Source organism: Kitasatospora sp. NPDC101801 (genome assembly GCF_044766665.1).
GTDB lineage: Bacteria > Actinomycetota > Actinomycetes > Streptomycetales > Streptomycetaceae > Kitasatospora.
On sequence record NZ_JBIWML010000049.1, the window covers coordinates 1 to 24,714 of the forward strand.

Consider the following 24,714-nt stretch of genomic DNA (forward strand, 5'->3'; position numbering starts at 1 on the left):
CAGGTTCGACAAACGCGGCTACGTCTACCTCGGTACCGTCACCGCAGCCGCGCTCGTCATCTGGCTCCGCTCATGATCGCCAGGACACTGCCTAGGCCGATGGTCTTGGCCCGGGTCACGTGGCCAGACGCGTACTTTCCCATGCCTGTCGCATGGAGCAGCGAGTCGAAGTCCTTTGCCTCGACCACGAGGGCCGGGTGCAGGCTCGCCAGGTACGCCTTTAGAAGGTGCTCGGCCGCGATCCCGGCGTGGTGGACCGCGAAGTCGTAGGCCTGCGGGCCCTGCGAGTAGGCGGCGAGCGCGGCGGCCATCCACCGCTGCGAGGAGAGCGTGAGCTGTTCGGCGTCCATGGCAGGACCCTACGACCGAACGGGGCTGCCCCGTCTGGCGTTTATCGGCGGGCGAGCGGGCCTTCGGCCGTGACCGGGCGTCTTGGCCCCGGTCACCAGCGGGCTCGGCAGCAGCGATCAGTCACTTCCGGGCTTCACCATGTGACCAGAGCAACTGATACGAGCGGTACTCGAGCCCGCTGGGGCGTACACGTCCCAGGCGCTGTGGCCAGCGGCGGCAAGTCACCTGCCTGGTCATCATTATCGGTCAAGCCCAAGACGAGACCCCCGCTCACCCGCTGCGGCTGGAGCCCGGAACCGGCCCCTTTCAGGTGGTCACGTCGTAGCTGAACATCGGTCTCCTGGGCATCAAATCGGTCTTGCAGCTTACGAAGCAGGCTGCCTGAGCTCACGCGGAGTGGTTCAGCGGCCGCTGACTCTGTGGCTCCCACGTGTACAACCGCCACTGACCGGCCAGCGGCTCCGGTCGTGGAGAACCCGATGAGTCTTCGCGTATCCAGCGCAGGTGCGCGGTGCGGGCACCACCCCCGGCCTCCACGAGGTCCACCACAACGGTCGTAACGACCGCGGCAGAACAGGACAACCTCACGATCGTGAAGTCCTCGATCCTGTGGTCGGCGTAGGCGAAGCGGATCGCGCGCGGCACCGCGTTGCCCTGGGCAATCTGCAGATCAGCGGTGACGAGCCGGGACATGGCACCGTAGTTACTGCTCCTCCACGCCGCTAGGAAGTCCCTCGCCGCTTCGTAGGCGAGGTGGGCAGTGAACTGCTCGTCCTCCGCCGTGAGGTCTGCCGGCTGGAACTCGGCGACGGCCCGGTTGATCTGTCCGTTCTCGATGAGGCGGCTCAACAGGCCAGGCAAGGTGGGCTTTTCCGCCGGTGGCTGCTGTTCCTTCTGCCGTGCGCGGGCCCAGTCCGCAACCGCCATCAGCCGGTTCCACGCCTTGGTGGCGACCACGACGTTGTCGTAGTTCAGGATGCTGCCGTGCACGATGCCGTTGCGGTACAGCTCGTAGACCGGCTCCTGGTTGGTGGCACTCCGGCCCTTGGTGAAGGTCCGGTGGGCGTTCTTCAGGCCCATGTGGTGGCCGACCACGCTGTCCCAGGCGTTCAACTCCTCGGGCTGCCGGGCGTGCAGTCCGCGGCGCACCGTCTCGAACTCGTTGACGAAGCCGTCCATGACGCTCAGCAAGACGTGCACGCAGGCGTAGTAGCGGCCCGCGAAATAGTCAGCCCTGGCCTTCTCCACCAGCTCCAGCCGAGGCTTCATCGCGGCTAGCCGTCTGAGGCCGACGGTCAGGTAGAAGAGGCTGTCTGGGTCGTTGTAGTAGCTGATCAGCTGGGCTTCGGCGTCTTCCGGGCTCGAAGCAGAGCTCAGTACCTGCGCCATGGCATCAACCGACATCGAGTCGTGGAAGATCCAGTTGCGCGGACCAAGCATCGCGTAGAAGCCGTCCACGGTGTCGGCCAGGAAATCAGCCTTCTGCTGAAGAGCAGCGAGGTCCGGCCGCTTCTCGGCAGGCATGAGCCACTGAAAGGCCCGCATCGCCTTCAGTTGTTGGTCGGCTGCCACGAACGAGGGAAGGTCCCGGGCGGATCGGTAGTCCATCGGGTCATGCTAGGTAAGCGGTACGACATACCTGAGGGAACATCAATGCCTCAGCGGCCGACCAAGTCCGGCGCGAGCCTGTCCACAACCACCTCACGCCCGCGCTGCAGGCCTGTAGTGCATGGCGCTGAGACCTCGCCCTGCTGGGACCAGGTGCACTACTGCCAGCAACCCAGCGGAACATCGTCGCAGGTAGTGACTGCCGTCGGCTTGCTTCCTCTGGGACCACTTTGGGACCACGCCTCCTCGTCAGGATTCCGCACTGTTGAGCCGATCTGGACAAAGTTGGACAATGTAACATCTGGGCCTCCGTCAGCCGCCGCACTGGAAGGCCAGCATGCCGAACGCTCAACTTGCTTGGAACAAGCAGGACTTGAATGGTGCTGGGGGTCAAGGGGTCGCAGGTTCAAATCCTGTCGTCCCGACGGTAACGTCGCAGTTCAGAGGCGGTTTTCCTGGAAGCAGGAAGGCCGCCTTTGGCGGTTTTTGGACATAGTAAATCGCTACATATCGGGCATCGGGTCAAGCGGGTAACTTTCGGAATCGCGCGAGAATTCGATGATTTCCCTTGGGATCCATCGCCCAAGATGCCATCTTCGACAGATTTCGAAGGCACGATCCCGCCTGAACCCCTTGGCCGGCTTCTGACGCCAGGACAGCCCAACTCCCACCGAGCACACGGGCCCTGACGAACCGTCGCTTGGGCCTTTGCCTCAGGAGTCCGGCGGACTGCCGAGGCTCCGACCTCATTCTGATCACCCAACGTAATCATCGGCGGGGGATCCGCCCGGCGTCGCGGAGCTGTGTCATGAGGTGCTGGGTGAGCATCTCTCTGGCTTCCATGATGGCGCGGAGGTCGGGGTGAAGGTAGCGCTGAGTGCTCGTGGCCGAGGTCCGGCTCGATCCGAAGCCGCCAACCCGCGAGATACGGCGCGTAGGTGGTGCTCTCCAGCCCGGCCAGGATCATCGGCAGGCGCCGCTCCACGTACTCGGAGATCGACATCGACCAAGTCGTGGAAGCACCGGACTCCCAGTGGCATCGGCCAGCAGCGTCAGCCACTGTGTGACCAGAGCCGGGTCGAGTCCGTTCCGGACAGCCGTATCCAGGAACGCGGCCCACGCCTGAACCTGGGCCGACGCAGCATCGCCGTCACGGCCAGCCCAAGGCGGCTGGGCTTCGCCGACCCACCTCCCCGCCCTCGCGGAGGGGACTCTTGGCGGTCGGCTTGGATGCTCAGGAATGTCCATATTCAAGCATCGCGCTCATCACCACAGATATGACAAAGGGGACGATCTCGACCGTCCTCGACGGGCAGCGGCCGCCCATCCTGCAGCCGAGCCCGAACGCGTCGCAGCAGGTTGGGCCGAGTAGTGCCCGGCCCGGCGCGCCCGCTTGATCGGATGACGTGTCAATGGTGTCATTGCGTCATGCTGTATGCGCTGCCAGTCCTGGAAGAGGCGGACCTGCGGGTCTTGTCGGAGATCGACGAGATGCGGGACCGTCTGCGGCTGCACCTGCGCTCGCCCCGACGGTGGGAGGGCCAGCTCCGCCGAAACCTGACCGCCCGGGCCATCGCCGGCTCGAACACCATCGAGGGATACGCCGCCACCGTCTCCGACGTCGAGGACATCATGGTCGGTGAGGCCCCGGTCGACGCGAGCCAGGCCGTCACGGCCGAGATCGAGGGCTACCGGCAGGCCATGACCTACATCCAGCGCCTGGCCGACGCCGGCGAGGACTTCGCCTACAGCAAGGAACTCCTCAACGCGCTGCACTTCATGATGCAAGGTCACCACCTGCTCAAGCGGCCCGGCTGGTGGCGAACCGGCCCGGTGTACGTCACTTCCGCCGAAGACCCGACCATCGCCGCCTACACCGCCCCCGGAGCCGACGAAGTCCCTTCCCTCACCGCAGAGTTGACGGCATGGCTGGACAGCGGCGACCTCGGAGCCCCTGCCCTCGTGCGCGCCTCCATGGCTCACCTGAACCTCGTGGCGATCCACCCCTGGTCTGACGGCAACGGCCGGATGTCGCGCGCCCTGCACACCCTGGTCCTGGCCCGCGAAGGCGTCATGGCCCCCGAGTTCTCCAGCGTAGAGGAGTGGCTCGGCCGCGCCCGCAACACCTACCGCTACTACGACATCCTCGCCGAAGTCGGCGGCCCCGTCTGGACACCCGAACGGGACACCCTGCCCTGGGTACGGTTCTGCCTGCGCGCCCACCACCAGCAGGCCCAGACCGTCGAGCGTCAGGTCAACACCACCCGCGAGGTCTGGTCCGCCCTCGACGAAGCCATCGAACAACGCGGCTGGCCCGACCGCATGCTCTACGCCCTCTACCCCACCGCCATGGGCAACCGCCTACGCCGCGCCACCTACCAAGCCGACGCCGACCTGAGCGAACAGCAGGCCCAACGCGACATCCGCGAACTCGCCAAAGCCGGCTGGCTCACCGCCCACGGCGAAGCCCAGAGCCGCTACTACACCGCCGGCCCCCAACTCCCCCAAGACATCACCCACGGCGTCCAAGCACCCCGCCCCCTCCGCGACCCATACGCGTGATCCCGCAGAACGACCCTGGCCGTCGGACCGGCGGCATGCCGCGACCACCACTACCCCGGCCACCACGGCTGAGGTGCGGTGCGACGAGGGGGAATGGTGCGGGCCCGGCTCGCACCCAAGCTCCGGAGGCACGGTGAGTGCCGCATCCCTGTACGGCCAGCACGACGGCACCCAGCCGATCCCCCGCACCCAGGATGGCGTCGCCGCCGCATTGCCCCCTGTGCAGCGGATGGAGTTCCACCAAGAGATGGGCGCGGCCACCGACACGGAGATCGGCGGTGTGCTGCGCCGTTGGTGGCTGCGTACCGAGCTCTACCGCGCCCCGGAGGGCGACCGGATCTACACCGTCCTCCAAGCAGGCACCGCACCCGGCGCCCCTGCCTCCGAGATCGTGCGCCGGCTACGAGAGCGGTAGGCAAGCCCGAACAGGCCAGGCATGCACCCAGGTCCGCTTCGACACACCGTCAGTCAGCGGGACGCAGGCGGCTTCGGCCATGGGGTTCCGTGAGCGGCTGCGTCGAGGACTTCGCCGAGGCGGAGCCAAGCGCTGGGGCCTGCATGGCTGATCGGACTGTCCGCGAAGCGCTGCCAGGCCTGGGGATCGTTGCCGAGGGAAGCTTTCACCAGGGCGAGAACTGCGGGGTGGGTGCCGCCCCGATAGCGGTGGCCGCCGACGGTGAGCGCTGTCCAGGCTGGGAGGGCAAGGACGGTCTCGCGGTCGTGGTCGGGCTGCGCAAGGACGTGCCGGGTCCAGGACTCGCGGTCGGAAGGATTGCCGCCGAGCCGTCCACGCAGTTCGCGGGTGAGGGTACGCAGGGCCGACTCCGGGTCGGAGTGTCGGGCGAGGACGTCGGGGAAGGCCGGTTCGCTCCGGAAGCCTCCTCGCTGGGCGCAGGACAACAGAGCCTTCTCGATCAACCGGTCATTGCCGGCATGCTGCTCCAAGTACGCGGTCAGGACGCCGGGTTCGAGGGCGGCGAGCTGTCGGGGCGTCACTTCGGTGGGGTCGCCGAGGGCGGCGCGTCGGGTAGCGGACAGCAGAGGCAGAGGGTCGGTGACGATTCGGGTGATGTCGGCGAGCAGCTTCGTGAACTGCTGGTGGTCGTTGTAGTCCTGGTGGCTGTAGGAATGGGGGCGGTTCGCGTTGCGCCGGGCGTCGCGGACGATGCGCTGGACGCCCGCCCTCGTCCCAGCCGTCACCTCGGGAAGGTGCATCAACATGGCGTGCACCCAGCGGAGGTCGACGGCCCGGCTGATGCCGTAGAGCTTCTCCGGCTGCCAGGTGTGCACGGCCTGCTCCGCGACCAACGCGAACCTGCGCGCCAGGTCGGCGAGCTCATCCGGCGGCGTGCGCCACGGGTAGGGGTCGCCGTAGGAGGGCTTCGCCTCGGCGGGATCGAGAACGAGTCGCCACCGGCCGTCCGCAGCGGTTTTCACCCAGGAGACCGCCACGTCACAGCCATCCTTGGCATCGAGAAGGGCGTCCTTTCCCAGGTAGAGGTCGATCCCCTTGCGTCCCCTGTCGTCGAGCTCCGTCAGTTCGGTGGCGAACCGCCCACGGGCCGATTCCTCCGACTCCCCGTCTACCACGGCTCGACAGATCCGTGTCGTCAGCGCGGCTTCGTCGAACGTGCTCAGGTCGGCTAGTACGATCCGGCGGAGCAACTCGGGCTCCACCAACCACGGCAGACCGCCGAGCAACTGCTCCTTGATGACGGAGCTTGCCACGGTGCCGTCCGTGGCTGACACGAACCGGGCATGACGGTCCGGTTGCTGCTCCAACACCGCCCGCCACATGCGCTTCCAGGCGTCGTACTCTGCCCAGAACCGTTCCAACCTCTCGCCGGGGGCATCACCTCTCAGGAGTGCGCGGTCGGGGACATCCGGAAGCAGCGCGGCCGTAATATCGAAGACGCGGTCGTCGAGGTGCCTGGTCCGGAGCACCTCCTGTGCCGGTGTGCGGTCCTTCAGCATGGCGGACGTGAAGGGCGGTGCTTGCGGCACCCGCCGGTGCAGTTCGGCGGCCACTGCGGCGGTCAGCACCGGAGGGCGGTCGGCGGTGCCAAGCATGCCGAGCAGGTAGGCGGAGCAGTCGCGCAGGGCGTCTGCCCGCAGCTTGCCCTCGAAGTCGGGGTGCCCCAGGGCGCGGGCGGCCAGTTCCACGCTCGTACCGGCAAGGTACTCGGACTCCTCCTGCCGCAGTCCCTCTGCCACCGCGGCCGCCAGCATGCAGGCCGGCGCGCTCTCGCGGAAGGGCCCGCGCAGGAGCGCCTCGAGCAACTCCCCGATCTGCCGGTCACCGGAACGCGCCTTCGCCTGCCCGGCCGCCATCGTCGCCGCGGCCGAACCAGGCTCGGCGCCGGCCGTGACGGCGATCAGGAACTCCACGGGCAACCGATTGCCCCTGGCGGACATTGCTCTCCTCTGCGAAGCGGATTGTCGCCCCCATCCTGCTGCACGGCTCGGACACTTCGGTCGTCCTGGCCCGATCCGCCAGGGCCGGAAGATCGGCTCGCCAATCCGGGTGGTCGGGACACCGAGGTCAGGTACCGTGTTCGTCAGCACCCGGTCCGGGCCAGCCGACAGCATCGGCGGAACCAGCCGCGGCAGAAGACTTCACCCGCCCGGGGACACGTCAGCAGCGCGTCCACCAGCGGAACTCCCCTTTCAGAGCGCAGACTGCGCCCTCCTTCGCTGGAGTTTCCGTATGCCCGAGCGCCAACTCGCTGCTGTGCCAAGTGACTTTCTGTGTGAGCACACTCCGAGCAAGAGTCGTCTCCTGGTACGCGTCAGCCACGACCGCGGCCCCGATTCCCTACAGGCCGTCCTCACCTGCCGCCAAGCTGCACTCGCCGATCGTGCAGCCCAATTGCTACTCCAGGCACTGAAGTCCTCCCCCGCCACCTGGGAGGTGGATCAAGTCGAAGAACTCTGTCAGCAGCTTCCCGACGCCCCGGCTTCCTCACTGCGGCAGGCCGTGACCCGTGCGCTCACCCGCGCCTGGCCCACCGAATCGGGCTCGCTCTCCCGGTGGCCCGAGAAGCAGGGCGATCAGGTCACTGCCGAACCGAGCGCCCCCGAAGTGGACGACGAGAGCAAGCGCGTGAACTGGAGGGTGGCACCGCGGCTGCGGGGCCTTCCGGGCCAGGTAGTCAGGGTGGCCGTGCTCCGGGAATTTCACATCCGTGACCGGAACGCGGTGCTGGAAGCTGCGCGCGCCCAGGGGTGGTCCCCCGGACCGACCGAGGAGCTGAACGCCAACGACCCGCACGACGTGGTCGGCGCCGTCATGTGGCTGACCGACGAGGACATCGAGATCGCGGGTGCCGACACCCTCACCGGCCGCGGGCAGGGAGGTTTCCTGCGCCGGGACAAGGACGACGAGGTCGCCGGCTGGAGCCGGAACACCGTCGTCGACTTCGGCCCCGGCTCCTCCCTGCTCTTGTCCGATCACTCCGAGGAGCCCGTCCGAGACGAAGTTCCCGACTTCGCCTCCCTGTTCGCGGTGGATCCCGTGCACTGCGATAACCCCGAGTGCGAGAAGGAGTCCTGCCTGTGGAGCCTGACCCCGCGCACCGCGGATGTGCTCCATGGGGCACTGTGCGAACTCGCGGACGAGGCCTACGAGGACGCCGAGGAGCTCGGCGACGGCCGGCTGGTGCCAGAGGCACACGACGGTTCCTGGGGCGTGTTCGCCCGGATGCCGAAACCCACCTTCGCCATGGACCACCAGTGGCGCCGCCGGTTCGCCCGCGCCGTGGACGACCTCACCGACGAGTTGGAACACGGCCACTGGCCCCGACCGGCCTGTGTCGCCGAGGAACTCGCCCTGCACCTCGCCCTCGATGACGCCAGCAGCCGGTGCGGTGAACTCGCTGCGGACGAGTCGTCCGGCCACGCCGAACTGCCCGTCCACCGGGACGACTACGACTTCGGTACCTGCGCCGACATCTTCTTCCAGGACACCGATGTGCTCATGCTCTACAGCTCCCGCTACAACGACATCGAGGGCTCGGGCACCGACGCCGACCAGTGGCTGGGTCCTGGGGAACTTCGGCCGGCCGTGTGGTTCGAGCCGTTCAACAACGTCAAAGCCCGCGATCCCCAACGGGGTTTCCGCCGCTGACGCGGCAGAACAACGGGTTCAGTGTCCACCACCCTCAGCCGGTACGAGGTCTTTACGGCGGTGGTGCGGTTCCTTCACGCTTGATCCAGCACCACCTGACCTGTGCCACCAGTGACTGCAGGGGGACGGATGTCGAAGGGCACCTCGGGGAGCTACTGGAATGCGCCGGCACTGCCGAGCGTCTTCAAGCACGCTCCACTCAGCCGCTACATACCCAAGTTCGGTGGGATGACCGGCTCGAGAAGCCGCGGCGAGGGCCTCAACGAGAACGGCGACTCAGGCTCAGCTGACAAGATCCTGCGCATCGCGGCCGACCACCAGGGCAAAGGGCTCGTCCGCTGGACTTGCTTCTTTACGGAGAAGTCCCCGGCCTCCTTCTCGCGCTTGGAAGCCCTCGTCGCCGAATACCGCAGCAAAGGCGTCGACGCCCGCGCGTTCAACAGTGACGTCCTTGGCCTGCTGGACCAGGTGCTCGCGACGGCAGCCGGCCGCCCCAGCGCATCCAGGACGACCCGGTACCGCCGGGCCAAGACCCGGTCCGGGCTCAGGACGGCGCTGCCTTCGGCGGGGCGCACGAGGCGGGCCTGGCCGGTCATGGTGTGCCCGCCCGAGAAGACGCTTCCCCAGCAGAAGCCCGTCGGCATGGCCGGGGAGGGGGCGGGCCGAGGGGACTGCAGCGGCAGGGGCGGGTGCGACCCCGGTGCGGTGGGCAGGGCCTCTTCGGCGGCGGTGCTGGTGAAGGCCTTCCACGGATCGGAGGCGGTCAGGCCGGCCCCGGTCACGGCCGGTACCTGGTGACTTGCTGCTTGGCGGGTCAGTAAAGGCCGAGGGTCTTGGCGATGTCCTCGCGTTCCTGCATCCGCTGGTGCCCTTGGTCGCCAAGGGTGTTGAGGACGCCGGCGATGACGGTCTCGGTGACGGCGAGGGTGGGGGCGAGGCTGTCGTAGGGCGACGGGGAGGTGACCTGACTGGGGAGGACGACCTCGGCGTGGGCTGCGACGGGAGAGAGCCAGGTGTCGGTGAAGAGGATGACGCGACCGCCGTGCTCCTGGGCGAGTTGGGCGATGGCGACCTTGTCGGGTTCGTAGCGGCGGTGGTCGAAGACGACCAGGACGTCGCGGCGGCCGAGGGCGGCGAGGACGGCGGTGCGCTCCACGTCGCGGTCGGGCAGGAAGCGGACGTCGTCGCGCAGTTGCATCAGGTGCATGCCGAGGTAGTGGGCGAAGAGCTGGGTGAAGCGTCCACCGGCGAGGATGATGCGGCGCTTGGGGTCGGCCAGCAGTTCGATGGCGCGGTCCAGGTCGTGCTGGGGCAGCTCGGCGAGGGTGCGGCCGATGGCGGTGACGAAGGCGGTGGAGGCGCGCTGGAGGAGGCCGGACTGTGCGTCGGCGTCCTCTCCGGAAGTGGTGAAGAGGGTGAGGGGTGAGGCGTTGCGTTCGTCGAGTTCGGTGCGCAGGGCCGCTTGGAAGTCGGGGAAGCCGCGGTAGCCGAGGCGGGTGACCAGGCGCAGGACGGTGGGGGCGCTGACGGTGGCCCGCTCGGCGAGGGTGGCGACGGTCTCGAAGCCGGCGGCGGGCCAGTTGGCGAGCAGGACGCGGGCGACCTTGCGTTCGGCGGGGCTGCACTCGCCGAGCCGGGTACGGATCTGCTCGGCGATCGGGGCGGCGGCCGGCATGGTGGCTGGTCCTCTCGGGTTGGTGGTCGGGGCAACGATATCGGCTGCGGACGGAGGGGCCCGGCCCCTGAGGGGGCCGGGCGGGCCGGGACCGGGCTGCCGGGATCCGGTGGTGGGGTGCCCGGTTCAGCGCGGGTCGATGGCGATGTTTAGGCCGGTGAGAGTGGCCGGAGTGGCGCCGTCAGCGGTGTAGGCGCGCGCGGAGGGGTTCTCGGTGAAGGTGACCCGGAAGCCGGGGACGGTCTCCCACGTGGTCGCGGTGGCCGTGCGCTGGGCGGTGGTGGCGATCAGGGCGCGGGCGGTACCGGAGAAGGAGTACGGAGTTCCGCTGGGGTCGGCCGCCGAGGAGAAGATGTCGTTGTTGGCCGGCACCGGGGCGGTGCTCACCGGCTCGAACGGCCGCTTGGCGGGGGCGGGTCGGGTCCGCCGGCTGCGGGGGTCGTACTGGTCGCCGTCGGTGAGGTGGGTGTAGCCGACCGAGCGGATCGACCATCCGCCGGGGCCGGTGGAGGCCCGTGCGTGACGCAGGTCGAGGACCGAGACGCCGTGGTTGCCGAGCACGCGCAGGCTCTCGTGGCGCGTGCCGGCGTTCTCCACTTCGAGGGCGGTGTCCTCGTCGAGGGCGAAGACCCGGTCGTGGCCGGTGTCGGCGGCCAGGCGGACGGCGCGGCCCTCGCGGCCGTAGGTGCCGGTGTGGGTGTCGATCAGCCCCGAGGCCAGGAACCCGAAGCCGCCTGCGGGAAGGTAGCCGAGCCGGGTGGGGTCGTCGAAGTAGCCGGGGGCGGAGCCGTCGCGCAGGGCCTGGTAGCTGTCGCCGCCGGTGACCATGTCGGGGCCGGAGGCGATCTGGGCGCCCGCGCTGGTACCCGCGACGACCGCACCGGCGGCGAGCTTGGCACGGATGGCGGCCACGACCTTGGAGTCGGTGTGGGCGGTGCCGTGCAGCAGGCTGGTGACGTAGCGGTACTGGTCGCCGCCGCCGAAGAAGAACCCGGTCATGGAGTTGACCTGGGCGACGACGGCGTCCGAGTCGGCAGCGTCGACGTGCTCGATGTCGACGGGGATCCACTGGGCACCGGCCGCGCCGTGGGTCTTGAACAGGTCCGCGTAGTAGGCGCCGTTGCAGGCGGAGTTGGAGCAGGTGGCGGGATCGGCGGCGTTGGGGTCCTGGCTGGGCGGGACGGAGGCGGCGGTGATGACGCCGATCCGGGCGCGATCGGGCCCACCGGCCTTGGCGATGATCTCGCGGTAGATCCGCGCGTCCTCGAGCCCGCCTCCGACCAGGATCAGGGTGCCGCCCTCCGGCCGGCGGTGGGTCTCCGCGACCGCGGGCGTGAGGGTGGAGGCGACGCAGACCGCAGCGGTGACGGCGCTGACGGTAACGGCGCGAACGGTAGCGGCTCGGGATGGTGCGGCGCGGTGCACGGGCACTCCTGGAGGTGGCGGCGTGGTGGGTGTGTCCGGGGCCGGGCCCGGCTGTCAGGGCATGCCCGGCCCCGGAGTTCCGGCAGGCGGGGTGCGAACCGGCCTGCCGGGGACTTGGCCGGTCCGTTTCGGACCGGGTCCGGTCAGCGCTGGTGGGCGAGGGTGGCGATGGTGGCGGCGAGGACGGCGATCCGGCTGGGGACGGTGGAGGTGTCGAGCCACTCCTGGGGTGAGTGGTCGGCACCGCCGACCGGCCCGAGGCCGTCGAGGGTGGGGACGCCGACGCCGGCGATGAGGTTGGCGTCGCCCACCCCGCCGGTGGAGGCGCCACCGAGGTCCAGGCCGAGTTCGGCAGCGGCGGCGCGGGCGACGTCGTACATCGACCTGGCCGCAGCGCCGTACTCCATCGGGAGGCACAGGTCGAGCTGCTCGACGGCGGTGGTGGTGCCGGGGACGACCGACTGCCGGGCCAGGCCACGGATGGCTTCGGCCACGTGGTGGAGTCCGTCCGTGGTGGTGGCCCGGACCTCGACGCGCAGCTCTGCCTCGGGGCAGATGATGTTGGCGCGGGTTCCGGCGCGGACGACGCCGACGTTGACGGTCACGCCCTCCCAGCGGTCGTTGAGGGCCTGGAGCTCGACGATCAGGTGGGCGGCGGCGAGTGCGGCGTTGGCTCCGCGTTCGGGCTCGATGCCGGCGTGGGCGGCGCGGCCGGTGACGGTGAGCGCGAAGTCCGCGACGCCCTTGCGTTCGACGACGAGGTCGCCGTTCTCGCGGGCGCACTCCAGGGCGAGGGCGTAGTCCATGCCGCTGGCGACCGCTTCGGTGACCGGGCGGCTGGCCGGGGATCCGATCTCCTCGTCCGGTGTGGCCAGCAGGACGATCTCGCCGAAGTCCTCCCAGCCCGCTCGCAGGAGCACCTCGAGTGCGGTGACGCCCGCCAGCAGACCGCCCTTGTCGTCGCTGACGCCGGGCCCGTGGGCGAGGGTGCCGTCGGTCCGGAAGGGCCGGACGGCGGCGGTGCCGTCGTCGAAGACGGTGTCCATGTGGCCGGCGAGCAGGATCTTGCGGCCGTCGGGGAGGCGTCCGGTGCGTCTGGCGATGACCGCGTCGCCGATCTGCGGGTGGGCGGCTCCGGCACTGACCCTCTGGATCTCGAAGCCGAGGCCATCGAGGCGGCCTTCGACCCAGTCGGCGACGCGGTTGACACCGTCGCGGCTGTACGAGCCGGAGTCGATGGACACGAGATCGGCGAGGTCCGTCAGGTACTGGTCCATCAGGCCCTGGACGAGCGGCAGCAGCCGGGTGGCGGTGAACGGGCCGGCCTGGGCGGGGGCGCTCACAGCACCTTGGACAGGAACGCCTTGGTGCGTTCCTGGTCGGGGTCGGTGAGGACCTTGTGGGGATCGCCCGCCTCGACGACCACGCCTTCGTCCATGAAGACGGCGGTGTCGGCGACCTCGCGGGCGAATCCGATCTCGTGGGTGACCACGACCATGGTCATGCCGTCGGCGGCGAGGTCGCGCATCACGTCGAGGACGTCGCCGACGAGCTCGGGGTCGAGGGCCGAGGTGGGCTCGTCGAAGAGCATCAGCTTGGGCTTCATGGCCAGCGCGCGGGCGATGGCGACGCGTTGCTGCTGGCCGCCGGAGAGCTGGGCGGGGTAGTGGCCGGCCCGGTCGGCGAGGCCGACGCGCTCCAGCAGCAGCTCCGCCTCGGCCCGGGCCGTGGCCGCCGGGACCCGTGCGACGCGTACCGGGGCCTCGATGACGTTCTCGAGGGCGGTCAGGTGCGGGAAGAGGTTGAAGCGCTGGAAGACCATGCCGATGTCGCGCCGACGCTGGGCGACCTCGCTCCCGCGCAGCTCGTGCAGGCGGTTGCCCACCTGCCGGTACCCGACGAGCTCGCCGTCGACGGTGAGGCGGCCGGCGTCGACCCTCTCCAGGTGGTTGATGCAGCGCAGGAAGGTGGACTTGCCGGAGCCGGAGGGGCCGAGCAGGCAGCACACCTGGCCTTGTCCGACGGTCAGGTCGATGCCCTTGAGGACTTCGAGGCGGCCGAAGTGCTTGCGCACGCCCTGGGCGTGCACCATGGGCCGGGACATCCGGGTCAGCCCTTCCGGTTGCGGGTGGCGGGCAGCACGGTGGTGATGCCGGTGAACATGCGGCGCAGCGGGGAGACGTGCGCCGAGCGGGTGGTGCCGCGGCCGTAGCGGCGCTCCAGCCAGGCCTGGGGTGCGGACAGGACGGTGGTCAGGGCCAGGTACCAGAGGGCGGCGACCACCAGCATCGGGATGACCTGGTAGTTCTGCGCGTAGACGTCCTGGATGTTCGACATCAGGTCGTGGGCGGCGATGACCGAGACGTAGGCGGTGGTCTTGAGCATGTTGATGGTCTCGTTGCCCATCGGCGGGATGATCACCTTCATCGCCTGCGGCAGCACGATCCGGCGCATCGTCAGGGCCGGTTTCATGCCGAGCGAGTGGGCGGCCTCGCTCTGGCCGGGGTCGACCGACTGGATGCCGGCCCGGACGATCTCGGAGGCGTAGGCGGCCTCGTTGAGGCCCAGCGCCAGCAGGGCCGCGATCGAGGGGGTGAGCAGGCTGTTGGTGTCGAACTCCGCGAAGGTGACCGTGGTGAACGGGATGCCGATCATCACGTGCTTGTAGAGGGCGGCGGCGTAGGCCCAGAAGATGATCTGGACCAGCAGCGGGGTGCCGCGGAACAGCCAGACGAACAGGGTGGACAGGCCGTACAGCACGGGGTTGGCGGACAGGCGCAGCACGGCGATCAGGGTGCCGAGGGCCAGCCCGGTGGCCATGGCGGCGGCGGTGAGCCACAGGGTGGTGACCAGGCCGTCGAAGATGAGGCCGGCGAACAGGTAGTGGCCGACGACGTCCCAGTGCAGGTTGGGGTTCTTGGCGAGGGAGCCGAGCAGTCCGGCCAGCGAGACCAGGGCGACGGCCGCGGTGGCCCAGCGGCCCCAGTGCCGGACGGGGACGGCCACGAGCTCGCCGGCGCCGGCCCGCTGGTCGGTACTGCTCGGGGTGGAGTGGTGGATGGTGGCCACGTCAGTCCACCGCGCCGTTCTTGACGGCCTTGGTGACGGCGATGGAGGAGACGCCGTAGGTGTCGTAGATCTTGACGAGGGAGCCGTCGTCGATCAACTGCTGCAGCGCCTTCTGGACGGCGTCGGTCAGTTCGGGCAGGCTCTTGGAGATCGCGATGCCGTTGGGCGAGGCGTTGTAGCCGCCGGTGGCGGCGGGGTCGTCGACGAGCTCGAAGGCGGTGCCGTTGTCGGCGGTCTTGGCGGTCCAGCCGGCCGCGGGCTTGGTGAGGACGTCGGCCGCCACCTTGCCGGAACGCAGCGCGAGTTGGGCGTCGGAGTCCTTGGGGAAGGCCTGGACGTCGATGGCGGGCTTGCCGGCGGCCTTGCAGGCGTCCTGGTGCTTGGCCAGGAGCTTCTGCTGGTTGGTGCCGGTCTGGACCGCGGCCTTCTCCCCGCACAGGTCGTCGAGGGTGACGATCTTGTCCGGGTTTCCCTTGGCGACCATGATGCCGGTGCCGGAGGTGGAGTAGGTGACGAAGTCGACGACCTGCTCGCGTTCCTTGTTGTCGGTGATGGCCGAGATGGCGGCGTCGTACTTGCCGGCCTGGATGGCGGGCACGATCCCGTCGAACTTCTGCGCCTGGAACTCGAACTTCACGCCGAGTTTGGCGCCGAGGGCCTGGCCGAGGTCGTAATCGAGGCCGGTCATCTCGCTCTTGCCCTCGGCGACGTACATCTCGAACGGCGGGTACGGGATGTCGGTGGCGACCCGGACCTTGCCGGACTTCTTCACCGACGCCGGGAGCGCGTCGTGCAAGGCGGCGTCGCGGTTGACGGTGACGCCGGCGACGGTGACGGCACTGGCGGTGGCCGGGCCGGAAGCGGCGGTGCTGTCGCCGGAGGAGCCGCAGGCGGTGAGCACGAGGGAGCCGCACACCACGAGGGCGGCCAGCGTCGCCGGTCTGCGGGAGACGGTGAAGGTCACGTCGTTGCCTTTCGGGAACCTGGACGGCGCTGGGGGCTGCACCGCTCGGCAGGACGTTACAACCAAATTCAACCGATGGCTATATGTAACGAGGGATACAAATAGGTAACGCCGGACGACCTCTGATGAATCAGCTGATGGGCCATTGGAAGGTCAACCCCTCACCGGAACCTCTCGTTACATCTACCGCAAGTACTTCCTTGTCTGTATGTTCCATTCCTGCACCGGCCCGGCACGGGTTGCACCGTGTCGGGCACGGCTCGCCGACCCTGCCCCCACGCCGGGCCGGCTCTCCTCGCCGGTGCCGCCCTCCGGCGGCCCGGCCTCCCCCACAGGAGCTCGCATGCGCTCGCACGCCCACCGTCCGTCCCTTTGGCGTACCGCCGCCCTCATCGGCGCCGCCGCACTCGGCACCTCCCTGGTCGCGCCGACCGGCACCGCCGCGGCCGCCGGCTCCGGCCCCGGCGCACTCGTCCTGGCCGGAGGCGCCGTGGCGGCGACCAACACCGCCGTGTACGGCACCTTCGTCGCCAAGGCGGGCGGGGCCACGGCCCGGATCGGCATCATCACCGCCGCCTCCGACGTCCCCGCCAACGACCCCAACGCGAACGACCCCGCCACCTGCTCCAACTCCGTCTGCAACGGCGCCTACTACGCCGACCTGCTCAAGAACAGCTACGGCGCGGCCGACGCCCGGTGGATCCCCATCGACCTCGACCACCTCGCCAACAACTCCAGCCAGACCGTCGTCGACCAGATCAACTCCATGACCGGCTTCTTCTTCGGCGGCGGTGACCAGAGCCGCCTGGTGACCACCCTGATGAAGAGCGACGACAGCGACACACCCGCCCTGGCCGCGATCCGCGCCAAGTGGACGGCCGGCGCCGCCGTCATGGGCACCAGCGCCGGCACCACCATCGCCAACGGACGCGACATGGTCACCGGCGGCGAGAGCTGGGACGCCCTGCGCTACGGCTCCTACACCACCGTCAACACCAGCTACCCCGACGACCTCACCTACCGCCCCGCCGGAGGGTTCACCTTCTTCACCAGCGGCCTGCTCGACACCCACTTCGCCGCCCGCGGCCGCGAGGGCCGCATGGTCCGCCTCGCCGCCGACACCGGCCACAACCGCGCCTTCGGCATCGACGAGGACACCGCCCTGGTCGTCACCGCCCCCGGCACCGCCGCCGAGAGCAGCACCGTGGTCGGTACCAACGGCGTCTCCGTCCTCGACCTGCGCACCTCGGTCGTCTCCACCCACAGCGGCTACTGGTCCGCCGACAACGTCAAGTGGTCCTACCTGACCAGCGGCGACACCTACAACCCGGCGAGCTGGACCACCACCAGCACCAAGCCCTCCCACGCGCCCACCACCGGCACCGTCGGCACCCGCTGGACCGACGTGTTCTCCTCCCCCAAGCCGAACACCGCCCACCCCTACCAGATGGTCAAGATGGCCACCGAGCTGGTGAACGCCGGACGCAGCACCACCCAGTACGGCATCAGCTACGAGAGCAACCCCCGCTTCGAGGCCGACCTCACCAAGAACAGCGACTACAAGGCGTGGAAGAGCGGCACCACCATCTCCTTCGCCAACCTCACCACGCACCTCTACGTCTACTGAGGACACCACGCGAGCAGTGACAGCGGTGGGGGGGGGGGGGGGGGGGGGGCGGGGGCGCCCCCCCCCCCCCCCCCCCCCCCACCGCTGCGGCTTCGTCGCATCAAGAAATTCCGGCCGCTCACCCGCTGGGCCTTGGCCGGCAGCCCCCCGGGGGGATCCGCTGGCAGGCCCGGGAACCGAGGCGTTGGGTGCCGCAGGGGCTGTGGGGCGGCAGCTTGCCGCTGGCCGGCCGTATCTGCCGCAGGTGGCGATGGCGAGCCCCATGACGAAGCTGAAGATGACGTTGGGAGTCCCTGAACGCCAGGACATTGGCACCCGAGTCGAGCGACGCCAGGTTGACGAACCCGCTGAGGACGCCCATGGTGATGTTCACCGTGGAAGCGGTGTTCCCGCCCTTGACGGCGCCGCCGATGAGGGCGGTGGCGGTGGAGATCCAGCTGAGCAGGGCCGTTGCTGGACAGACCCGCCACGCGGTGCCCGTTGGTGCCGAAGAACGCCAGACCGTCGGCCAGTCCAAGTCAGCCGAACACCAGCAGCACGGCACCACCGAGGGCGGCCGTCAGCGCCGACGGTGATCAGGCAGTGCGCGAAGTGGCCCGCTTCTCCCGCGAAGGCGAGGAAGTCGGCGAACCAGGAGTCGTCACTCTCCATCAGCCGTCTCTTCCCGCGCCCTTCGAACCAGTCGATCACGGCCCTCAGCAGCCGTCGGGTCTCCGGGGCGAACTCGGCGGCGTCGTAGGACTGCGGGTTCAGAATCACCGGCTGAAGCATGCGGAACCACCTGTTCGTGGGGTGGCCGGGAGTTCCCCGACCGGCTGAGCGGCCTGGCCGCCGCGTCCTTGCGGCCAATTCGCGGCCCGGACCCGGCCGCACCCGACGGCACGGAGGTGCGGGTGACCTCTGCCGAGTTGCGAACCGGGCGGCAGCGCGCCCGGCTCAGCTCTCGGCGTCGCGGCTCCGGCCGGGGGTGAGGAGGTAGGCGATCGCCATGTCGCCGAGCTCGTCGGCGTACCGGCGCCTGGCCGCTTCGCCGGTGGCGGCATCGGGGCGTACGGAGTTGTGGAAGCAGGCGCCGAGGATGGCGCGGGCCACGGTGTCGAGAGCCCGCCGGGGCTCGGAGCGGCGGATCTGGTCGGTGTAGGGCTGCGCCGCTTCGAGCAGCAGGCGGTGGAGTTCGGTGATGGTGCGGGCCCCGCGGTCCAGTGACCTGCTCCCGCGCGTGCGCAGCAGCTCGGGGAACAGGCTGCTGTGGTCGGAGAAGGACTGCAGCAGGGCGTGCGCGTAGGCGTCCATGACACCCGGGAGCGAGGGCTCGGCCGCGCGCAGTTGCTCGGCCACGTACTCCTCGCGGCGTTCCAGCATCCGCTCGGTCAGGGCGGTGATCAGCTGCTCCTTGTCCTCGAAGCGGCGGTAGATCGTCCCGACGGCCACGCCGGCGCGCTGTGCGACACCGGCGATCGTCATCTCCTCCAGGCCGGAGTCGGAGGCGATCTCCTCGGCCGCCCGCAGGACGCGGGCCAGCGTCGCGGCGCTACGAGCCTGCTGGGGTTCCCGGTGGGTCGCGGGTCGCTGCAGCTCCTCGGTCATGTCCCGCATGGTATCCGCCACGCTCCCCACCGGATCTCTTGACAACCGGTGCGCGCCTCGGCGTACTCTCTATGCGAACGTGAATTCACATTCACATCCTACCGGAGGCTCGACCATGACCGACCACCAGACTTCCCCGCCCGTCACCGTGACCCTTGAGGCCGGCCCCGGCGGCGCCGGGAGCATCGACGACTTCGAGCTCTTCTCCGCGCGCCGCGCAGTGGACCGCCTCCGGACGCTGCTGGGGCGCCAAGGGCTGCTCGACCTCCTGGCCGCGGACATCGAGGAGGGCAACAACTTCCTGCGCGAGAGCGCCCTCGCCTCCGACGGTGCCTTCAAGGGGGGCACCACCGTGCTCGCGGCGAAGGGGCTGACCTCGGGTGAGTTCCTGGCCTGGATGGACGGGGCCTTCGCCGGTGACGAGAAGCCGCTCCTCGCGGCGCACCCGGAGCACTACCTGATGGGCACCGACGAGACCGGCGCGCGGGTGGTGGAGAACATCGGCCCGCACGTGGCCGACTTCTCCATGGGCGGCTGGGGCACCGACGCGCTGGACTGGGCCAAGGACGCGCCCGAGCTCCTCCCGGAGTCGGAGTTCCCGCGCAAGATGTCCTCGAACCTCTTCCTGGCCGACGGCACCGTCATCGGGCGGGCACTGATCCAGTTCGGCGACACCGCCGACGGGTTCATCTCGAACCTGACGGTCTACTTCCCCGTCACCTGCCCGGACGAGGTCCTGGAGCACCATCTGCGGCACTACGCCGTCGAGTTCAGGAACTGGATCGTCGCCGCTGCGGCCGCCCGCGCCTGACACTCCCTGCCGGACGCCGGGGCCGCCCAGGCGTCCGGTGCCCAGGAGCCGTCGGACCTCCCACCCGTACCCGCCGCAGCCGGCCCGCACCACCGGACGGCCCGCCTCCCTTGCTCCGGTGGACAACGAGCAGAGCCCTCTTCGCGTCCTCCGAAGAGAAGAACCGAAAGACCCACGATGTCGAAGCACACCCTGTCCGCCACGGGACGCAGGCTGACCCTGGTCGTCCTCGGCCTGGCAGCCCTGATCACCACCATGCTGTGCGCCTTCGCACTGCCCTCGCTCCACAGCGGCCCGCACCGCGTCCCGATCGGCGTCGCCGGCTCGGAGGAGGCCACGAAGACCCTCCGGCGGAGCGCCGACGGCGACGCCTGGAAGATCCGCAGCTACCCGACGACCGAGGCGCTCCAGGCCGCGGTCAAGGACCGGGAGGTCTCCGGCGGCCTCGCCGTCACCGGCCACCAGGTCGACATCTACACGGCCACCGCCGGCGGCCCCACCGCCACCGGCGCCCTCACCGCGCTGGGCGACAGCGTCGCCGCCCAGCAGTCCACCCGGGCCACTGTCCACGACCTGGTGCCCTTCACCGAGGACGACCCGCGCGGCGCCGGCATGACCGCCGCCCTCCTGCCCATGATCTTCGACGGCATCTTCCCCGCCCTCATCCTCGCCGGCACCTTCCCGGGCCACCGCGGACTGCGCACCCGCGTCGCCGGAGCCCTCCTGTTCTCCGTCGTGGCGGGTGCCGCCATCGCCGCCGTCCTCCAGTTCGCCACGCACTCCGTCGACGGGAACTACTGGCTCACCGCGGCCGGCCTCGTCCTCGGTACCGCGGCCCTGTCCACCACCCTCCTGGGCCTCCAAGCCCTCCTCGGCATGGCCGGCTTCGCCCTCGGCGGCGCGCTCATGATGCTCTTGGGCAACCCGCTCTCCGGCCTCGCCACCGGGCCCCACTGGCTCCCCACCGGCTGGGCCGCCCTCGGCCAGCTCCTGCCCCCGGGCGCCTCCGGCAGCCTCCTGCGCGCCAACGCCTTCTTCGACGGGTCCGGCGCCGGACGGCCGGCCCTCACCCTGGCCGTCTGGGCCGGCATCGGCATCACCCTCGCGCTTCTTGCCGACCGGCGCGGCAGGCGCACCGCCACCGCCCGCTCCGAAGCAGCAACCGTCTGAGGGCGGCCTGTGGGAGCAATCCCCACGCTCTGCTCACGAGGTTCGGAGGTTCGACAGCGTTGTCACCCCGTGGGACGGCGCCCCGGTCACCGGTGGTCGATTCCGGGCGGAGTCGCCGCGGCGGCACGGAGACGGGGTCTCGGCTCCCTGCGGAGAGCCGCGGGCCGGCCGGGGACTGGAAGGAAGCGCCTTGCGGCGATGTCGTACAGTCCCCTTCATGAGTGCAGCAGTTCTCGCGCCTCCCGTCCTCTGAGGCGGGTCGCCATCGACACCAGCGCGTAGGGAGGCCACGGGCCGCGACGCGCCGGGTGGTTGTGCCCGCAGACGCGAGTCCACGACCACCCGCTCCGTCTGGAGAGTCCTTCCGTGTCGAAAACTGCTGTCGCCATGACCCCTGCCCCCACGACGGCGTCCCGATCCGTGCGCCGCGGCCTCGCCTGCCTGGCGTTCGCCGGCATCACCTGGGGAACCACCGGCTCCGCCGTGGAGATCGTCTACCGGTCCAGCGACTTCGGGCCGATGGCCGTCTCGTTCTGGCGCTTCCTGGCCGGCGTGGCACTGCTGCTCGCGGCAGGTGCCGTCCGCCCGGCCCGCAAGCTGTCCAGGTCGCCGCAGCCGAGGGGCCGACGGGTGCTGCTGTTCGCGGGCACCGGCGTCGGCCTGGCGGTCTTCCAGACCGCCTACTTCACCGCCGTGCAGGACACGGGGCTGGCCGTGGACACCATCGTCACCCTGGGGGCGGCCCCGGTGTTCACGGCCGCCGGCGGCCGCATGTTCCTGGGTGAGCGCGTCGGGCGCGGCGGCCTGCTGGCGGTCTGTGGCGCGCTGACCGGCCTGGCGGTCCTGGTGCTGGGCAACCAGCGGGGTGTCGTCCACCCCACCGGGGTGGCGATGGCGCTGTTGTCCGCCGCCGGGTACGCCGCCTCCAACCTGCTGGGCCGGTGGACCGGACGGCACGGCACCGGCGAGGACCCGTACACCCTCACGGTGGGGTCCTTCGCCGTCGGCGCGGCCGTCATGCTACCGCTCGCCTGGGGCGAGGGCCTCCTGCCGCACACCGCCGACCTGGGCCGTGTCGTGCTGCTGATGCTCTACGTCGCCGCCGTCACCACGGCACTCGCCTACCCGCTGTACTTCGCCGGAGCGGGCGCGGTCAGGGCAGCCACCGCGTCGGTGGTGATGCTCATCGAGCCGGTCAGCGCGGCAGTGCTCGCCGTGCTGTTCCTGGGCGAGCGGCTCACCGCGGCCACGGTCATCGGCACGGCGTCGATGCTCGCCGCCATCGCCGGACTCGCCGTCGCGGAGTCCCGGCTGAACGCGACGGACTGACGAAGCGACGAGGCTGGTCCGCGCGATCACTCCCCCGGGCGGTCGAGGACGGTGGGGCGCGGGCGGGCGGGGCGGGTGACGCTGCGGAAGCTGTGCACGGGTGGTGCCTCTCTACCAGGAGCCGGACGAGCCGGCGGTGTGGTCGTGGCCGGCGCCCAGGACGCCGGCCCAGGTCGTGCCGAGCGTCGGCGCGCCCCGGCCTGTGGCAGGTGGGGCTCGGGGAGCGCGGTGCGGTCGGTCTTCCCGTTGGGCGTCAGCGGCCAGGCGTCCAGCCGGACGAAGACGGACGGGACCAGGTCGTCGCGTAGCGAGACCCCGAGCAGCTCGCGCAGCTCGCGCTCCGCCGGCCCGGCCCGGCCCCGTCCGGCGCGGCGCAGGTGAAGTAGGCCACCAGGCGCGAGCCTGACGGGCCGTCAGCATGCTGGAGCACCACCGCGCGGGCGACGCCCGGGTGCGCCTCGATCGCCTTCTCGATCGCACCGAGGTGCACCCGGAAGCCGCGGACCTTGACCTGGTCGTCGGCGCGGCCGACGAACTCCAGCTCGTCGTCGGTCAGTCGGCGCACCACGTCGCCAGTGCGGTACATCCGCTCGCCCGGCGTACCGAAAGGGTCGGCGACGAACCGCTCAGCGGTGGCCCCTGCCTGGCGCAGGCAGCCCCGAGCCAGCGCGGTCCCGGCGATGTACAGCTCCCCGCAGCGGCCCACGGCCACGGGGCGCAGGGCCCCGTCGAGCACGTGGACCCGGGTGGTCGGCAGGGCCTGGCCGATCGGCACCGGCCCGTCGCCCCCGCCGAGCGGCCCGGTGAAGGTCGCCGCGACGGTCGACTCGGTCGGCCCGTAGGCGTTGACCGTCCGGCGGCCCGGCGACCACCGGGCGACCAGGTCGCGGGAGAGGGCCTCCCCTCCCACCAGCAGGGTCAGGCCCGCCGGGAACTCCGTCTCGGGGACGGCGCCCAGCATCGCGGGTGGGACGATGACGTGCGTCACCCCCGCCTCGGTGAGCAGGCGGCCCCCGCTATCACCAGCCAGAGCGCGCCTTCGAGCACCGCCTGGATCTTGAGCATTCGCGGTGCCGGGAAGGTCAGAGCCCAGGCCCCGGCTGCGGTGAGTCCGCGCGACAGGGCGCAGCGGGCGCCGGTGAGTTCGAGGATCTCGGTGATGGGATCCCCCCAGGTGTCGGGACCGGGGAAGGGTGCGGACAGCGGTGCACCCATGGTCGGACTCTCGCGCACCTCGAACGGGCGGGCAAACACCCCCGCCCAGGTGATCACCAGTCACGACGACCGGAGGGTCACCTCGCCGGGCGGGGCCCGCTCCCGGATCGCCGCCGTCGCCCGTGTGCCCGGGCCCTCCGGCTCGGGAGCCCGTGCTGATGGGCGGATTCGACGACCGCGACATGTTTCACCCGAAAGGCTGATCTATAGGTGGGCCCACATATCGGTCTCCCGCGTACGGGACTCCCCAGGGTCAGGCCCGTGCGCGGGACAGCAGCCGCGCCGGTCCACTGCGAGGACCCGAGGTGCGAGGAGGCATCCTGCCAGTGGCAGCTCACCCCGCGCACCGCGGACCTGCTGCACACCGCCCTGCCCGTCCTCGCCGACCAGGCCTACGACGACACCGACGAACTCGGCGACCGGCCGATCAACCGTCAGGACACCCAGGAGGGCTGGGGGTTGTTCACACGCCTGCCCAGACTCACCTTCACCGCCGACCTCCAGTGGCGCCGCCGGATGGCCCGCGACCGGTGGCGCGCGGGAGCCCCGGTCGACTGCGAGGTGACGGATGTTCGATCTCCGACTGCGGACCCTTCTCGGCGCGCGGACCCTCGACGAGGCGACGTGGGACCAGGTGCTGACGCTCCTGGGTAACGAGAACGCCGCCGAAGGGCCCGATATCGAGTACAAGGTTGGGCCGCGGCCCTACGAGCCGGTACCGAAGGGGCGGGCGAGTTCGTCAAAGACGTTCTCGCCATGGCCAATTCGGGCGGAGGTGTCCTGCCTCTGGGCCTCGCCGAGAACCGGGAAACGTCGGTGCCCTCCGCTGTCAGACCCGTGCGGACGACAGACGCGGCCCGGATGAACTACCGCGAGACCCATGTTTGGCGCGCCCCAGCACTTCGGCGTCGTGGAATCCGCACTCCTCAGCCTGGACGGCGAGATCGTCCTGTCTCAGTGGCCCCGGCGATCACCAACGTGCCGAAGCGTGGGCCGCCACTTCGGGCGCTGAGGTTCTCCACTGACCATCGTCGACGTGCATACACTCCGAGCCCCCGCGACCTTCACTCACCGTGCCTCCCAGTGCGGCCAGGCCGAAGGGGCACGCTCCTCCCCACAAGCGTGCCTGCCGCAATGCCCTCCCACGGCGAGGATTCACGCCGCACGACCCCAGCGGTCCGGACGGCGCATCGGC

22 protein-coding genes are annotated in these 24,714 nt (G+C 70.2%); 10 read left to right on the plus strand and 12 right to left on the minus strand.

What is annotated here, in order from left to right; all coding sequences use genetic code 11:
• Positions 1 to 56: 56 nt before the first annotated feature.
• A complete protein-coding gene (locus ACIRPK_RS32935) occupies positions 57 to 350 on the minus strand; it encodes a hypothetical protein (RefSeq protein WP_403045538.1) in 294 nt (97 codons plus the stop codon).
• Positions 351 to 738: 388 nt separating this feature from the next.
• Positions 739 to 1,959: a hypothetical protein gene (locus tag ACIRPK_RS32940; protein ID WP_403045541.1), complete on the minus strand. Its 1,221-nt coding sequence runs from the start codon at positions 1,957 to 1,959 to the stop codon at positions 739 to 741.
• Between the two features lie 1,428 nt (positions 1,960 to 3,387).
• Here ACIRPK_RS32940 and ACIRPK_RS32945 point away from each other — a divergent pair.
• Positions 3,388 to 4,521 (plus strand): Fic family protein, encoded by a 1,134-nt coding sequence (locus ACIRPK_RS32945; RefSeq protein ID WP_403045543.1) that lies wholly within the window; start codon positions 3,388 to 3,390, stop codon positions 4,519 to 4,521.
• A gap of 133 nt (positions 4,522 to 4,654) precedes the next feature.
• Positions 4,655 to 4,936 (plus strand): hypothetical protein, encoded by a 282-nt coding sequence (locus ACIRPK_RS32950; RefSeq protein ID WP_403045545.1) that lies wholly within the window; start codon positions 4,655 to 4,657, stop codon positions 4,934 to 4,936.
• 53 nt (positions 4,937 to 4,989) lie between these two features.
• On the opposite strand, the gene ACIRPK_RS32955 is transcribed toward ACIRPK_RS32950, so the two are convergent.
• Positions 4,990 to 6,909 carry a hypothetical protein gene (locus ACIRPK_RS32955; RefSeq protein WP_403045548.1) on the minus strand — a complete coding sequence of 640 codons (1,920 nt, stop codon included), beginning with the start codon at positions 6,907 to 6,909 and terminating at the stop codon, positions 4,990 to 4,992.
• A 319-nt stretch (positions 6,910 to 7,228) separates the two neighbouring features.
• Between ACIRPK_RS32955 and ACIRPK_RS32960 the strand changes: the two genes are divergently transcribed.
• Both ACIRPK_RS32960 and ACIRPK_RS32965 read left to right on the plus strand, forming a co-directional pair.
• Entirely contained in the window at positions 7,229 to 8,647 is a 1,419-nt protein-coding gene (locus ACIRPK_RS32960) for a hypothetical protein (RefSeq protein WP_403045550.1), read from the plus strand.
• Between the two features lie 129 nt (positions 8,648 to 8,776).
• Positions 8,777 to 9,445 carry a hypothetical protein gene (locus ACIRPK_RS32965; RefSeq protein WP_403045552.1) on the plus strand — a complete coding sequence of 223 codons (669 nt, stop codon included), beginning with the start codon at positions 8,777 to 8,779 and terminating at the stop codon, positions 9,443 to 9,445.
• Between the two features lie 16 nt (positions 9,446 to 9,461).
• Here ACIRPK_RS32965 and ACIRPK_RS32970 read toward each other — a convergent pair whose 3' ends face one another.
• From ACIRPK_RS32970 to ACIRPK_RS32995, 6 genes are all read right to left on the minus strand, one after another.
• A complete protein-coding gene (locus ACIRPK_RS32970) occupies positions 9,462 to 10,322 on the minus strand; it encodes a MurR/RpiR family transcriptional regulator (protein WP_403045555.1) in 861 nt (286 codons plus the stop codon).
• A gap of 126 nt (positions 10,323 to 10,448) precedes the next feature.
• Positions 10,449 to 11,747 carry a cyanophycinase gene (locus ACIRPK_RS32975; protein ID WP_403045558.1) on the minus strand — a complete coding sequence of 433 codons (1,299 nt, stop codon included), beginning with the start codon at positions 11,745 to 11,747 and terminating at the stop codon, positions 10,449 to 10,451.
• A gap of 143 nt (positions 11,748 to 11,890) precedes the next feature.
• A complete protein-coding gene (locus tag ACIRPK_RS32980) occupies positions 11,891 to 13,090 on the minus strand; it encodes a M20 family metallopeptidase (RefSeq protein ID WP_403045560.1) in 1,200 nt (399 codons plus the stop codon).
• A complete protein-coding gene (locus ACIRPK_RS32985) occupies positions 13,087 to 13,851 on the minus strand; it encodes an amino acid ABC transporter ATP-binding protein (RefSeq protein WP_403045563.1) in 765 nt (254 codons plus the stop codon). The genes ACIRPK_RS32980 and ACIRPK_RS32985 overlap by 4 nt, the downstream gene beginning before the upstream one ends.
• A 5-nt stretch (positions 13,852 to 13,856) precedes the next feature.
• Complete coding sequence (locus ACIRPK_RS32990) at positions 13,857 to 14,816, minus strand: amino acid ABC transporter permease (protein WP_403045565.1); 960 nt, start codon at positions 14,814 to 14,816, stop codon at positions 13,857 to 13,859.
• Between the two features lies 1 nt (position 14,817).
• Positions 14,818 to 15,780 carry an ABC transporter substrate-binding protein gene (locus ACIRPK_RS32995; RefSeq protein ID WP_403045568.1) on the minus strand — a complete coding sequence of 321 codons (963 nt, stop codon included), beginning with the start codon at positions 15,778 to 15,780 and terminating at the stop codon, positions 14,818 to 14,820.
• Positions 15,781 to 16,123: 343 nt separating this feature from the next.
• Here ACIRPK_RS32995 and ACIRPK_RS33000 point away from each other — a divergent pair, with 343 nt between their 5' ends.
• Together ACIRPK_RS33000 and ACIRPK_RS33005 are read left to right on the plus strand one after the other, a co-directional pair.
• Positions 16,124 to 17,407: a cyanophycinase gene (locus tag ACIRPK_RS33000; protein WP_403045570.1), complete on the plus strand. Its 1,284-nt coding sequence runs from the start codon at positions 16,124 to 16,126 to the stop codon at positions 17,405 to 17,407.
• Positions 17,408 to 17,766: 359 nt separating this feature from the next.
• Positions 17,767 to 17,982, plus strand: a complete 216-nt coding sequence (locus ACIRPK_RS33005; RefSeq protein ID WP_403045573.1) for a hypothetical protein — start codon at positions 17,767 to 17,769, stop codon at positions 17,980 to 17,982.
• 361 nt (positions 17,983 to 18,343) lie between these two features.
• Here the strand turns inward: ACIRPK_RS33005 and ACIRPK_RS33010 are convergent, their stop codons facing one another.
• Positions 18,344 to 18,994, minus strand: coding sequence for a TetR/AcrR family transcriptional regulator (locus ACIRPK_RS33010; protein WP_403045576.1), 651 nt, complete (start codon positions 18,992 to 18,994; stop codon positions 18,344 to 18,346).
• Between the two features lie 115 nt (positions 18,995 to 19,109).
• Here ACIRPK_RS33010 and ACIRPK_RS33015 point away from each other — a divergent pair, with 115 nt between their 5' ends.
• The 3 genes from ACIRPK_RS33015 (at position 19,110) to ACIRPK_RS33025 (ending at position 22,304) form a co-directional block, all read left to right on the plus strand.
• Positions 19,110 to 19,805, plus strand: coding sequence for a hypothetical protein (locus tag ACIRPK_RS33015; protein WP_403045579.1), 696 nt, complete (start codon positions 19,110 to 19,112; stop codon positions 19,803 to 19,805).
• Positions 19,806 to 19,982: 177 nt separating this feature from the next.
• Complete coding sequence (locus ACIRPK_RS33020; protein ID WP_403045582.1) at positions 19,983 to 20,975, plus strand: hypothetical protein; 993 nt, start codon at positions 19,983 to 19,985, stop codon at positions 20,973 to 20,975.
• 387 nt (positions 20,976 to 21,362) lie between these two features.
• On the plus strand, positions 21,363 to 22,304 hold the full coding sequence (locus ACIRPK_RS33025) for a DMT family transporter (RefSeq protein WP_403045584.1): 942 nt from the start codon (positions 21,363 to 21,365) through the stop codon (positions 22,302 to 22,304).
• Positions 22,305 to 22,557: 253 nt separating this feature from the next.
• On the opposite strand, the gene ACIRPK_RS33030 is transcribed toward ACIRPK_RS33025, so the two are convergent.
• Both ACIRPK_RS33030 and ACIRPK_RS33035 read right to left on the minus strand, forming a co-directional pair.
• Complete coding sequence (locus ACIRPK_RS33030) at positions 22,558 to 23,292, minus strand: AMP-binding protein (protein WP_403045586.1); 735 nt, start codon at positions 23,290 to 23,292, stop codon at positions 22,558 to 22,560.
• Positions 23,289 to 23,519 (minus strand): cupin domain-containing protein, encoded by a 231-nt coding sequence (locus ACIRPK_RS33035; RefSeq protein WP_403045589.1) that lies wholly within the window; start codon positions 23,517 to 23,519, stop codon positions 23,289 to 23,291. The genes ACIRPK_RS33030 and ACIRPK_RS33035 overlap by 4 nt, the downstream gene beginning before the upstream one ends.
• A gap of 261 nt (positions 23,520 to 23,780) precedes the next feature.
• On the opposite strand from ACIRPK_RS33035, the gene ACIRPK_RS33040 reads away from it, so the two are divergent.
• Positions 23,781 to 24,173, plus strand: a complete 393-nt coding sequence (locus ACIRPK_RS33040) for a hypothetical protein (RefSeq protein ID WP_403045592.1) — start codon at positions 23,781 to 23,783, stop codon at positions 24,171 to 24,173.
• Positions 24,174 to 24,714: the final 541 nt, after the last annotated feature.

Excerpts from the sequence above, each read along its gene's own strand:
- ACIRPK_RS32935 (WP_403045538.1), bottom strand. The coding sequence starts at position 350 with ATGGACGCCGAACAGCTCACGCTCTCCTCGCAGCGGTGGATGGCCGCC.
- ACIRPK_RS32940 (WP_403045541.1), bottom strand. The coding sequence starts at position 1,959 with ATGGACTACCGATCCGCCCGGGACCTTCCCTCGTTCGTGGCAGCCGAC.
- ACIRPK_RS32945 (WP_403045543.1), top strand. The coding sequence starts at position 3,388 with ATGCTGTATGCGCTGCCAGTCCTGGAAGAGGCGGACCTGCGGGTCTTG.
- ACIRPK_RS32960 (WP_403045550.1), top strand. The coding sequence starts at position 7,229 with ATGCCCGAGCGCCAACTCGCTGCTGTGCCAAGTGACTTTCTGTGTGAG.
- ACIRPK_RS32965 (WP_403045552.1), top strand. The coding sequence starts at position 8,777 with ATGTCGAAGGGCACCTCGGGGAGCTACTGGAATGCGCCGGCACTGCCG.
- ACIRPK_RS32970 (WP_403045555.1), bottom strand. The coding sequence starts at position 10,322 with ATGCCGGCCGCCGCCCCGATCGCCGAGCAGATCCGTACCCGGCTCGGC.
- ACIRPK_RS32985 (WP_403045563.1), bottom strand. The coding sequence starts at position 13,851 with ATGTCCCGGCCCATGGTGCACGCCCAGGGCGTGCGCAAGCACTTCGGC.
- ACIRPK_RS33000 (WP_403045570.1), top strand. The coding sequence starts at position 16,124 with ATGCGCTCGCACGCCCACCGTCCGTCCCTTTGGCGTACCGCCGCCCTC.
- ACIRPK_RS33005 (WP_403045573.1), top strand. The coding sequence starts at position 17,767 with ATGGTGATGTTCACCGTGGAAGCGGTGTTCCCGCCCTTGACGGCGCCG.
- ACIRPK_RS33010 (WP_403045576.1), bottom strand. The coding sequence starts at position 18,994 with ATGACCGAGGAGCTGCAGCGACCCGCGACCCACCGGGAACCCCAGCAG.
- ACIRPK_RS33015 (WP_403045579.1), top strand. The coding sequence starts at position 19,110 with ATGACCGACCACCAGACTTCCCCGCCCGTCACCGTGACCCTTGAGGCC.
- ACIRPK_RS33020 (WP_403045582.1), top strand. The coding sequence starts at position 19,983 with ATGTCGAAGCACACCCTGTCCGCCACGGGACGCAGGCTGACCCTGGTC.
- ACIRPK_RS33025 (WP_403045584.1), top strand. The coding sequence starts at position 21,363 with ATGACCCCTGCCCCCACGACGGCGTCCCGATCCGTGCGCCGCGGCCTC.
- ACIRPK_RS33035 (WP_403045589.1), bottom strand. The coding sequence starts at position 23,519 with ATGGGTGCACCGCTGTCCGCACCCTTCCCCGGTCCCGACACCTGGGGG.